The organism is Sphingomonas fuzhouensis (assembly GCF_034659795.1).
In the GTDB taxonomy this organism is placed as follows: domain Bacteria; phylum Pseudomonadota; class Alphaproteobacteria; order Sphingomonadales; family Sphingomonadaceae; genus Sphingomonas; species Sphingomonas fuzhouensis.
Genome location: NZ_JAXSQY010000006.1, coordinates 188,994 through 200,404 on the forward strand (window position 1 = coordinate 188,994; position 11,411 = coordinate 200,404).

The window sequence follows — 11,411 nt, forward strand, 5'->3', positions numbered from 1 at the left end:
GCTATACCGTCAAGTCAATCGGCCGCTACACCAATCACGTTGATTTCCATTACGTTGGCCTAGCATAACGTCATGAGCGCTCGGTTAATGGCTGGGGATGATGCGGCTCCAGGATCAGTGTCGACCCCTCGACCCGCCAGCTTTTCAACCGCGACAGGAAATTCATGCCGAGCACATCGGTTTCGCCGAACGCGGACGACACGACCACCGGCACATCGTCCGCGCGGATCGTACCGATGCGAAGCGATTTCACGCGTGCGGTTTTGGCGCGGATCATGCCGTTGGCGGTGTTGAGTATGACGGGAAAGGCGGGCTTGGCGGGGCGCAGGTCAGCCGCATGCGCCGTCGCGGTGGATAAGGCGGTCAGCGTCGCTCCGCTGTCGACCAGCATCCGGCGGCTGACGCCGTCGACCGTGACCCGCGCCCAGAAATGGCCATCGGGCGCCATGCGGATACGCACCGTGTCGCCAACGACATTCTGGTCCTGCAAGTGCAGCACTTGCAGCGCCCGTTGGATATAGGGATCGAACTGCTCGCGTTGTTGCAGCAGCACGAAGAGCAGACCGCCCAGCAAGATCCAGCTGAACAGACTGATCGCCACACGCAGCACCGGTACACGACGTGCGATGATGCCAGCCAGGATCACCGCAAAGACGACGGCAATCAGCGGTAGAGGGACGCCCAGATCGGCAAACATCGCGGTTCCATTCCTTCGGTCACCCCATATGGGGCGAGCGAAGGCCGGGCAGTAGGGGCGTCTGACTTTACCGTTGCTGACCGATCGGATCAGCCCTGATCGGGCATTCCGACTTCCGACGCGGTGAACCGGCGGCCGCCATACCAGCGGCGAAAACTTCCATCCGGTTGGCGAAAATAGCGCGAGCCTTCGTGAAGAACTGGCGAGCCCAGTGACCTATAAGCCGCCCAGATTCCATAGACCATGGCAACCAACGCCAGGACCTTGATCCACTCCATCGACTCGCCCTCTTTTCTATTATGGAGCGAGGCTCGCTGTTAATATGGTGAAGATCAAGTAAATTAGTCGCTGCATTGCAATAGAGTGATGCTGCGATGCCATATTCAATCGATCATCGGCCGACTGAGCCATTGCGAATCTTTCAGTGCGAACCGGCGTGGGCGATCGGCGGCCTGGGTGATTCCGATCCGCCGCCCAATGGCGATCGGCTGCGGCACCGTTGGCGCGGTCAGGAGAAATGGTGGCGCTTCGAGCGACGCGCCATCAAGGCGGCGATCAATGTCGAGCGCTGTGCAGAGCTTGCCGGGCCCAGAACAGAGCTGTCGAATGTTTCGTCCCGCCGGTCCCCGGCGCATCTGCATGGTTTCCATGCCGTGCATCGGCTCCAGCGCCCGTATCAGAACCGCACTGCCCGAGGTTCCGCAGACGATATTCAGGCAATGATGCAGGCCGTAGATGCGATAGACATAGGCATGGCCGACCGGCCCGAACATCGCGGCATTGCGCGCCGTCCGTCCGGCAAAGCTGTGCGAGGCGGGATCGGCGGCATCATAAGCCTCCGTCTCGACGATCACGCCGCCCACGCCCGCGACGGTCAGGGTGACGCCGATCAGCGCTCGTGCGACCTCGTCCACCCCCTGTTCGTAGAAGGCGAGGGGAAGGGTCATTCGCCCTTGTCGCGCAACTCGTACCAGACGGGCGAGGTCGCCAGCAGTTCGGCGAGCCGCAGGGATCGGCCTTCCCGGCTGACCGCCGTGTCGCGCCAGTCGACCGCGCCCTTGTCATCCATCAGCGGCTCCAACCTCAGGCCGAAGACGCAGGTCAGAACGGCATCGCCGTGCCGCCGTTCAAAGGCAATGACACGATCGCGGCCATGGCCCGTCACCGCCAGCGGCTGATAGCTGCCATACGTCAACAGGTCCGGATAGCGCCGCCGAATGCCGAGCAGATCGGCGATCAGCCGCTGCTTCGGCGCAGAGCCGTCTTCCAGAGCCGCTTCGCGCGCCGCATAATCGACCGGCCGCCGATTGTCCGGGTCGACCAGACTCAAATCGGCGAATTCGGTCCCCTGATAACAATCGGGAATGCCCGGCACCGTATAGCGAAGCGCCACCTGGACCAGGGAATTGGCCGATGCCGCCGGGCCGATCCGATGGAGGAATGACGTCATGCCGTCACGGAACGGCGCGCCCTGTTCCTCATCGATCAAGGTCTTCGCCAGCCGGTTGCAGCGGCCCTCATAATCCGTGTCGGGTGCCTCCCAGGATGAGCGCAGCTTGGCTTCCCGCAATGCCTTTTCCTGCCAGCCTGCGATCCGTTCGGCGAAATCGGCCATATCGCCCGGTTTGGGCCACGCCCCGACCAGGGTCTGGATCAACATATACCAGTCGGCGGGATCGACGCCTTCGGACAGGTCCAGCGTCTGGATACGCCATGCCTCGACCTGACGACGCCAGTCCTCGGGCATCGCGCTCAGCACCGCGAGGCGGGCGCGGACATCTTCGCCACGCTTATGGTCATGGGTGGCGGTGGTCAGCATCGCGAGCGGGAAGCGTTCTGCGCGCCCCTTCATCCGGTCATGAAAGGCCGCGATGGACAGGCTCAGGCGGCCCGCATCGAAACCCACGTCGTTGCGCGAGAGGAGGATGGCGTGGCGATAAAAGGCCGTATCCTCGACCGCCTTGGCCGCGATCGGGGCGGAGAGTTGCTGGAAACGCCGGACGGCGTCGTGCAGGCACGGCCGGTCACCCGGTCCGTCGCCAGCCAGCCAGGCAAGCAGTTGATCGACGACAAAGGCCTCGCCGGGCGGAATCAGGGGCTCGACCCGCTCCCGTGCGAGTTTGCGGATCGCGGCGTCGCTTGTCGGAGCATCGGGGCCATAGGTCCGATAGACCGGAAAGACCCAAAGCAGCCGTTCGATCGCACGGCGGAGCATCGGCGTGGTGATCGCGCCGTCGAGTTCAGGAGCGGACGCCACCAGCGCGGCGAAGGCCGCTACGCACTGGTCGAGCTGTCCGGCGAATTGCCATGCCAGCAGGTCCTGGCGCGCCTGCAACTCCTCTGGCCCGAACTGCTCCGATCGGCCGCTCAGCTGCGCCCAGAGTTCGGCCAGGGGGCGCGTACCCTCGGGCGCGTGCAGCAGGGCGGACACCTCTTCCATGAAATCATAGCCGCTGGTGCCGTCGACGCCCCAGTCCTCGCCCATCGGTTCGTCGGCGGCGAGGATCTTCTCGACGACGATATAGGCCCGGTTGCCATCATCACGCGGGATGGCGTCGAACCGCGCGCGGAGCGTCCGGCAATAGCCGATCGGGTCGGTCAGGCCATCGACATGGTCGATCCGGACGCCATCGATCAGCCCTTCCTCATAGAGCCGGAAATACAGCGCATGGGTTTCGGCAAAGACCGCTTCGTCCTCGACCCGCAGCCCCGCCAGATCGTTGATCGTGAAGAACCGCCGCCAGTTCAGCTCGTCGTTCGACACCCGCCACGAGGCAAGACGGTAATGCTGGCGCGCCAGCAATTGAGCGAGGTCGGCACCCTCGGCATCGTCCTGGTCTTCGTCCCGCAGCGGCAGGCGATGCTCGCCATAAGCGACGATCTCCGCGCGGCCGTCCCGACGTTCGACCGCGATCTGCTCCTCGGCCAATATCTTGCTCAGTGGATCACCCAGGATCGGCAGGACGAGTTTGCGCGACCAATCGATGTCGAAGAAGCGGGCAAAGCGGCTGGCTTCACCCTTTGCCAGCACATCGTTCCACCAGCGATTGCCGCCGCCCGCCACGCCCATGTGATTGGGTACGATATCGATGATGACCCCCATGCCCCGCGCGCGCGCGCCTTTGGCGAGCGAACGGAAAGCGTCTTCCCCGCCCAGCTCCGGATTGATCCGCGTCGGGTCGATCACATCATAGCCGTGCATCGACCCTGCGGCCGCCGTGGTGATCGGCGAGGTATAGACATGGCTGATCCCCAGCCTCTCCAGATAGGGCAGCAGTGCTTCGGCGCGGGCGAAGGGAAAGCCCTTGTGAAACTGAAAGCGATAGGTGGCGCGCGGCGTCATGGGCGGCGTCCTTTGCAAGACATGTCAGCGGGCGTTGAGAGTGGCGATACGCGAAGCGACGACCGGATCGGCAAGCGACCGGTCGAGCGTATCGGGCAGGCGACGTCGCCAATTGGGATGTTCGTCGATGGTGCCGGGGAGGTTGGGTTGTTCCTCCAGCCCCAGCAAATCCTCGACCGGCACGATGGCAAGCGGGCAGGGTGTCCGCGCCACTGCCGCGATGGCGGCATCGACAACCGCCGACGGGTTCTCGGCCGTGGGCGTGCCGTCGCCGACCATCTGCCACAGCGCCTCGCGTTCCTCGGCCCGGTTCGCCTGATCCTCTGCGGAGATCGGCCGACCCGCGATCCGCGCCCGCCAGTCGAGGTCGCGGCCCTGCCACCATCCCGCGACCGTGGCGATGTCGTGGGTCGCGGTCATGGCGATCGCCTGCTCGCTCCATTGCTCGGGGGGCAGGAAATGCCCCTCCGCGTCGCGCTCGAACGGCAGGACACGCATGCCGAGCATGCCCGCTTTCGCCATGATGTCGCGAAAGCCCGGCGGAACGGTGCCCAGATCCTCGCCGATGACGATGGCGCCACGGCCCTGATTGGCGCGGTGTGCCTCGATCCGCAGGATGCGCAGCATGTCGGCAAAGGGCATCGCCAGATAGGCACCCTGGTCCGCCGATGCGCCATCGGGCACCACCCAGAGACGGCAGAGCCCCAGCGCATGATCGATCCGGACGCCCCCCGCATGCGCGAATACGGCGCGCAAGGTGGCGATGAACGGGGCAAAGCCCTGCCGCCGCAGCGCGAAAGGCGACAGGGCGGTGATGCCCCAATTCTGGCCATCGGGGCCGAGCGGATCGGGCGGCGCGCCGATCGACAGGCCGGTCAGCAGATCGTCGCGTCGGCTCCATCCATCGGCACCGTTCATCGCAACCCCGATGGCGAGGTCCGCGATCAGGCCGATCGCCATGCCGCTGTCCCGCGCCGCCTCGGCGGCATCGCGCAGCGCACGGTCGGCCCACCATTGGGCAAAGGCGTAGAAAGCGATGGCATCGGCATGGTCGGCCGCGAAGCGTGACACGGCATCGCTGCCGGGATCGCGATAGTCCGCAGGCCAGTCCGGCCAGCCGCCCGCCCGGTCGCGGCCATGGAAATAGGCGTGAAGCGCATCGAAACGGGCTTGGGCCTCCAGCCACTCGCCGCCCGCTTGCCGCCACGCCGCGAACGCCTGGCGGTGATCGTCCCCCAGCCGGTCATAGACCAGCCGCAGGTCGCGCATCCGATCGGGCGCGGCGCTCGGCCAGTCGATCAGCGTCGGTACGTCCGCTACAGCTTCGCCTGCCGGGGCGAGCCAGACGTTGCGGAACAGGCGGCTCGACGGGGCATAGGGGCTGAACCGCTGGGGATCGGCAGGGAACAGCGCATGAACCGGGCTGATCGCCAGCGCCGCCGCGCCCGCCTGTCCGAATGCCTTGGCGGCTTTCGCCAAGCTGGCGAAGTCGCCGAACGCCCCGCCGCCCTCGCGCAAGGAAGGTATCTGGACCGCACTGCCCCAGTGACGCCCCGGCGGGGGAGCGGGACAGGTCGCGGGCGCGATGGCGACGGTCAGCTGCTGCCCACTCTGTTCCAGCTGATGATATCCCACTGCCGCGACACCGGGCAGCACCTGATCCCGGATCAGGACGGACAGCGTTTCGCCATCCTCCAATACCAGCCGCGCGGGGCCGTCACGCCAGCCACCGGGCAGAACGACCGCTTCACCCCGTTCGCCCGATACGAAGACGGTATCGCCGACATCGGTGTCGAGCCGGTCGAGAATGGCCGCCAGGGCTTGGTCGGACACGCATTGGTCCTGACCCTTTGCATCCTGCCATTCGCGCGACAGGCCAGCCGCTTCGGCTCGGGCGTGAAGGTCGCTCATTCCACGATCCAGGCGGCGAAGCGATCGCCGTCGCGGTAGATCGCCTGGCCCTCCTCTTCGCCGATCGGCGCAGGCGTATCGCCGAGATCGATCACGATGGTCAGCGTCGCGCCGTCCGCCATGCGCCAACGGGCCTTGACCCGCGCTGGGCCGGTGGCGTCGGCGGACAGGCCGACCGTGCCCTTCAGACGCGGCACGATATGCGCCTGCCGCAACCCGATCAGTTCGCGGTACAGCGCCCGCCATTCTCCGGCCGCCGGGCCCGGCTGCGGGATCGAGGCGTCGAAGGTGCTGCGCGCGTTGGGGTCGGGAATGCGGGCCCGCGCTTCCTCATCGGCAAAGGCATCGAACTTGGCGAACTCGCGCCGACGGCCTTCGCGCACGGCATCGGCCAGTTCGTCATGGAAATCGGTGAAGAACAGGAAGGGGCTTTCGCTCCCCTCATCCTCGCCCATGAACAGCAGCGGAATTTGCGGGCCCAGCAGCAGCAACGCGGTCGCCGCGCGCAGCCGTTCCCGGTCGGTCAGCCGAATCAGCCGGTCGCCCATCGCACGATTGCCGACCTGGTCATGGTTCTGGAGAAAGGCGACAAAGGCCGTGCTCGGCAGATCGCCCGAGGGCTTGCCGCGCGGTTTGCCATCGTGATTAGGCGAGCCTTCACCTTGATAGATGAAGCCCTCCTTCAGACACCGGGCGAGCCGTTCGGCAGGGTGGTCGGCGAAGTTGCCATAATAGGCGCTGGTCTCGCCGGTCAGCAGGACGTGAAGGACATTGTGGAAATCGTCGTTCCACTGTGCGTCATAGCCGCCGGGCCTTAAGCGATCGGCGTCGTTCTTTTCGTTCTCGAGCACCAGATGGACATGCCGCTCGGGGAGCGCCGCACGGATTTCGCGCGCCATCCGGTCGAGAAAGGCATCATTCTCGATGGCATGGACCGCGTCGAAGCGCAGCCCGTCGATCCGGTAATCGCGCAGCCACATCAACGCATTGTCGACGAAGAAGCGGTGCACCGGATCGGCATCGACCGCCACCGCGCCGCCCCAAGGGGTGTCGATCTCCTTATGAAAGAAGGCCCCGGCATAGGCGTTGAGGTAATTCCCGTCCGGCCCGAAATGATTGTAGACCACATCGAGAAAGACCGAAATGCCCAGCCCATGCGCGGTATCGACCAGCGTCTTCAACTCGGCCGGGGAGCCATAGGGCTCGGCGACCGCATAGGGCAGCACACCGTCATAGCCCCAGTTGCGTGTGCCGCCAAAGGCGTTGATCGGCATCAGCTCGATCGCCGTGATCCCCGACGCCGCGATGGCGGGCAGTTTTTCGCGAATGCCAGCGAATCCACCCAGCGTTCCGGCGTGAACTTCCAGCAGAACGGTTTCTTCCCAGGGGCGACCGCACCATTCGGTCGCGCTCCAGGCAAAGAACGGATCGACGACCACACTCCAGCCATGCACCCCGCCCGACTGGAGCCGGGACGCCGGATCGGGCACTGCCAGATCGGCGTCGAGCCGGAACCGGTAACGGGTGCCCGCCGGGGCAGGGGCCATGGCCGTGAACCAGCCCTCCTTGTCACCTGTCATCGGCACGGAGGGCGCGCCATCGATCTCCAGCGTCACCGCATCGCGATCGGGTGCCCATAGGCGAAACCGCGTGTCCGCGCTGTCGCGGAGCTCAGGGCCCCAGTGCGTCATGCCTCGACCGTGTCCTGCCAGGTGATCAGCACCGCGCTTTGCGGCCCGACCTCATAGCTATCGTCGATAGCGATCTCGCCCTGTTCCGGCTTGGCGCTGTCGATCAGGACGGTACGCGCGGCATGGGGCGGGGGCAGAGTGAAAGTGATGGGATCGGGCGAGGCGTTGAGCAGCAGCGAGACCGCCTCCACTCGTCCATCGTCCGTCGCGCTCGCACGACGCATCATCAGCGCGCGGCCCTCGGGATTGTCCCAATCCTCGGGGCTAAGCTGTTCGCCGCGTTCGTCCCACCATTCGATGTCGTTGATGCCGTGGCCGGGCGTATCCTGCCCATAGAGGAAGCTGGGCGACCGAAGCACCTGGAAGCGGCGGCGCAACTCGGCCAGTCGCGCGGTGAAGGCGATCATCGCCTCGCCCTCGTCCGACGCGGCGGCCTTCCAGTCGAGCCAGCTGATCTCGTTATCCTGGCAATAGGCGTTGTTATTGCCATGTTGAGTCCGGCCGAACTCGTCGCCCGCCACGATCATCGGCGTGCCCAGCGAGGCAAGCAGGGTCGTCATCATCGACCGCATCACACGACCGCGTGCGGCCTTGATCCCCTCGTCATCGGTCGGGCCCTCGGCGCCCCAATTGCGGGAATAGTTCTCCGAATGGCCGTCGCGATTATCCTCCTTGTTCGCCTCGTTGTGACGTTCCTCGTACATGACCGTATCGGCCAGCGTGAAACCGTCATGGGCCGCCAGCATGTTGAGGCTGGCCCAGGGACGCCGCGCACGCCGATCGAACAGATCGCCCGACCCCGCCAGCCGCGCGGCCAGTTCACCACGCTGGCCGGGGTCACCGCGCCAGAATTTGCGCACCGTGTCGCGGTACTTGTCGTTCCACTCGGAAAAGCCCGGCGGGAAGTTGCCAAGCTGATAGCCGCCCGGCCCGACATCCCAGGGTTCGGTCAGTAGCTTGAGGCGTCCCAGCACCGGGTCCTGTCGCAGCACGTCGAAGAACGCCGCCCCCGGATCGAACCCGTCCGCCTCGCGGCCCAGCGTCAGGCCCAGATCGAAGCGGAAACCATCGATCCCGAAGCTGGTCGCCCAATATCGCAGCGAGTCCGCCACCATCTGGATCACGCGCGCCTTGGACAGGTTCAACGTGTTGCCGGTGCCGGTGTCATTGATCGTGTAGCGCGGCTGATCCTGGACCAGCCGGTAATAGCTGGCATTGTCCAGCCCGCGCCAGGAGAGGGTCGGGCCTTTTTCCGAACCCTCGCAGGTATGGTTGTAGACGACGTCGAGGATGACCTCGATCCCCGCTTTGTGCAGCTTGTGCACCGCGCGGCGAAGCTCATCCTGGGTGTCGGTCGCGAAATAGGCCTGTTCGGGCGCGAAGAAACCCAGCGTGTTATAGCCCCAATAGTTGCGCAGCCCCTTTTCCTGCAGGAAGCGATCCTGGGTGAAGCTGTGGATCGGCAGCAACTCGATCGCGGTGACGCCGATCCGCTTCAGATGCTTGATGACCGCCGGATGGCCCAGCCCGGCATAGGTGCCGCGTTCACGGGGCGGGACCAGCTCCATCAGCTTGGTCAGACCCTTCACATGGGCTTCGTAGATGACGGTTTCGGACCAGGGCGTGTTGGGCTTCACGTCGCGCGACCAGTCGAAATGATCGTCGACCACCACCGCCTTGGGCATGGCGGCGGCGCTGTCGCGCTTGTCGAAACTCAAATCCTCTTTCTTCGAGCGGATCTGATATCCGTGGAGCGCATCGGTCCACTTGATCTCGCCGTGGAACTTACGCGCATAGGGATCGAGCAGCAGCTTGTTCGGGTTGAAACGATGCCCCGCCTCGGGCTCATAGCGCCCATGCGCGCGGTAACCATAGAGCAGGCCCGGCCCGACATCGGGCAGATAGCCATGCCACACCTCATCGGTGCATTCGGGCAGGGTATAGCGCCGCAACTCGCGCTTGCCCTGAGGGTCGAAGATGCACAGCTCGATGCGATCCGCGTTCGCAGAGAATACGGCAAAATTCACCCCTTCGCCGTCGAAGCTGGCGCCCAGTGGATATGCGGAGCCGGGCAGAATCTGGTCGGGCAAATCAGTCAAAGGGGCTCTCCGGCAAAAGTCGGGTGACTATGCGTGTAACGGTTTCAGGCAGGGATAGGGGAGAGGGCCCGGTGCAGTTTCCCGCGGGAAACTGCACCGGGCCCTGGTCAGGCGGTTTTGGCCCTGGGTTTGCGGGCCTTTGGCTTCGATTCTGTTTCCTCGGCCGCGATAGTCTGCGGCGCGGAGGCTGGCTTCTTGCGCCGATTTGCGGTCGGCTTGGGCGCCACGGCGGGTTCTTCCGGGGGAAGCTCGGTCAGCTCGCGTTCGGCTCTTTCCCAATGGTCGCGGTCGCGGCCATGCGGCTCGCCTTCCGACTGCCAGATTCCATAGGCGCGCTGCCGTAGCTGTTCTTCCCGGTCGTCCACCGTCACCTCCCTATCGTGACATTGCATCTGTTATCGCAGGCGTAACGATCGATACGACCGATCCGCTCCCCAAAAATCGCCTTGATCCGAATCAATTGCCGGTGGGCGACTTCGCCTTGATCTGTTCGGGCGGCGTGACGGCCGACAGGGTCTGGCGCTGGCTCTCGGGATCGATACGGCGGGTGCGGGTGAAGGGCGGCAATTCGACGCGCTGTCCGGTCTGCATCGCCTTCACGATCCCCTCGATCACGCGCAGGTCGGACAGCCCTTCCTCGGCGTCCGGCTCGGGATCGCGATCGTTCAGAATGCAGTCGGAGAAGTAGCGCATCTCGCCGCCGAAATGATCGGTGTGCTTGAATTTTTCATGGCTCTGCTCGTCGCCGATCGTGACGTTCTGCTCGATCGCCGACTGGAAACCATAGGCCGGGCTCATGTGGATCGAGCCCTTCATCCCGGCGACGATCAGGCTGTCGACATTGTTCATCGCATAGCTGACCGTAAAACTCGCCAGCTTGTCGCCCGGCATCCGCAGCACGACCGCGAAGGTATCGTCCAGGTCGCCCAGACCCGCGCTCGGCTGGCGGGTGGCGACGGCGCTTTCCACCGCGACCGGCTCGGCCCCGAACAGATAGCGGATGGCATTGATGGGGTAGGGGGCCATGTCGAACAGCGGCCCGGCCTCCAGCCCATGCTTGGCCCGGTGATTGTCGGGATCGAGCTTCTGCCCGAAACAGGAGGTGAAGGCGACCAGTTCGCCCAATTCGCCGTTCCGGATCTTGGTGATTGCATCGAGCGTACCGGGCTCGAAATGCAGCCGATAGGCCGTCATCAGCTTGGCCTTCGACCGGCGCTCGGCCGCCTGGATTTCACGGGCCTTCTCGACCGAGATTTCCAACGGCTTTTCGCACAGCACATGGATGCCCGCATCGAGCGCGGGGATGGCGAACTCGGCATGGCGCCAATTGGGCGTGCCCAGATAAATCGCGTCGCAGACATTCGCGGTCAGCAGCTTGTCGAACTCGTTGTAGGAATAGACATGCTCGACGCCGTATTTCTCGGCAAGCAGCCGCCCCTTTTCCGCATCGCCGGTGACGATCGCGGTGAGTTCCGAATTGCCGGTGTGCTTGATACCGGGCAGCATCGCCGACTGGGTGATGTCGCCTGCGCCTACGACCGCGTAGCGGACCTTCTTCGTGCCGAAACCGAATGCCGATGCCAGGCTCATCGCCGTATCTCCCAAATCACGTAACGGCTGCTGCAACGCGCCAATCCGGGGAAGGTCCCACGGAGACTTAACGGTTCTGG

9 protein-coding genes are annotated in these 11,411 nt (G+C 64.8%); all 9 read right to left on the reverse strand.

Going from position 1 to position 11,411, the window contains the following annotated elements:
* Positions 1-70 precede the first annotated feature (70 nt).
* Complete coding sequence (locus U1H82_RS13915) at positions 71-697, reverse strand: retropepsin-like aspartic protease family protein (RefSeq protein ID WP_322965559.1); 627 nt, start codon at positions 695-697, stop codon at positions 71-73.
* An 89-nt stretch (positions 698-786) separates the two neighbouring features.
* On the reverse strand, positions 787-975 hold the full coding sequence (locus tag U1H82_RS13920; RefSeq protein WP_322965560.1) for a hypothetical protein: 189 nt from the start codon (positions 973-975) through the stop codon (positions 787-789).
* Positions 976-1,080: 105 nt separating this feature from the next.
* A complete protein-coding gene (locus U1H82_RS13925) occupies positions 1,081-1,644 on the reverse strand; it encodes a DNA-3-methyladenine glycosylase (protein WP_322965561.1) in 564 nt (187 codons plus the stop codon).
* Entirely contained in the window at positions 1,641-4,040 is a 2,400-nt protein-coding gene (gene treY, locus U1H82_RS13930) for a malto-oligosyltrehalose synthase (RefSeq protein WP_322965562.1), read from the reverse strand. Before treY ends, U1H82_RS13925 begins: the two co-directional genes overlap by 4 nt.
* A 24-nt stretch (positions 4,041-4,064) precedes the next feature.
* A complete protein-coding gene (gene malQ, locus U1H82_RS13935; protein ID WP_322965563.1) occupies positions 4,065-5,951 on the reverse strand; it encodes a 4-alpha-glucanotransferase in 1,887 nt (628 codons plus the stop codon).
* Complete coding sequence (treZ, locus tag U1H82_RS13940; protein ID WP_322965564.1) at positions 5,948-7,642, reverse strand: malto-oligosyltrehalose trehalohydrolase; 1,695 nt, start codon at positions 7,640-7,642, stop codon at positions 5,948-5,950. The genes malQ and treZ overlap by 4 nt, the downstream gene beginning before the upstream one ends.
* Positions 7,639-9,741: a glycogen debranching protein GlgX gene (glgX, locus tag U1H82_RS13945; protein ID WP_322965565.1), complete on the reverse strand. Its 2,103-nt coding sequence runs from the start codon at positions 9,739-9,741 to the stop codon at positions 7,639-7,641. The genes treZ and glgX overlap by 4 nt, the downstream gene beginning before the upstream one ends.
* Positions 9,742-9,848: 107 nt before the next feature.
* Positions 9,849-10,106 (reverse strand): DUF2934 domain-containing protein, encoded by a 258-nt coding sequence (locus tag U1H82_RS13950; protein WP_322965566.1) that lies wholly within the window; start codon positions 10,104-10,106, stop codon positions 9,849-9,851.
* A 91-nt stretch (positions 10,107-10,197) separates the two neighbouring features.
* Positions 10,198-11,331: a Gfo/Idh/MocA family protein gene (locus tag U1H82_RS13955; protein ID WP_322965567.1), complete on the reverse strand. Its 1,134-nt coding sequence runs from the start codon at positions 11,329-11,331 to the stop codon at positions 10,198-10,200.
* Positions 11,332-11,411 lie beyond the last annotated feature (80 nt).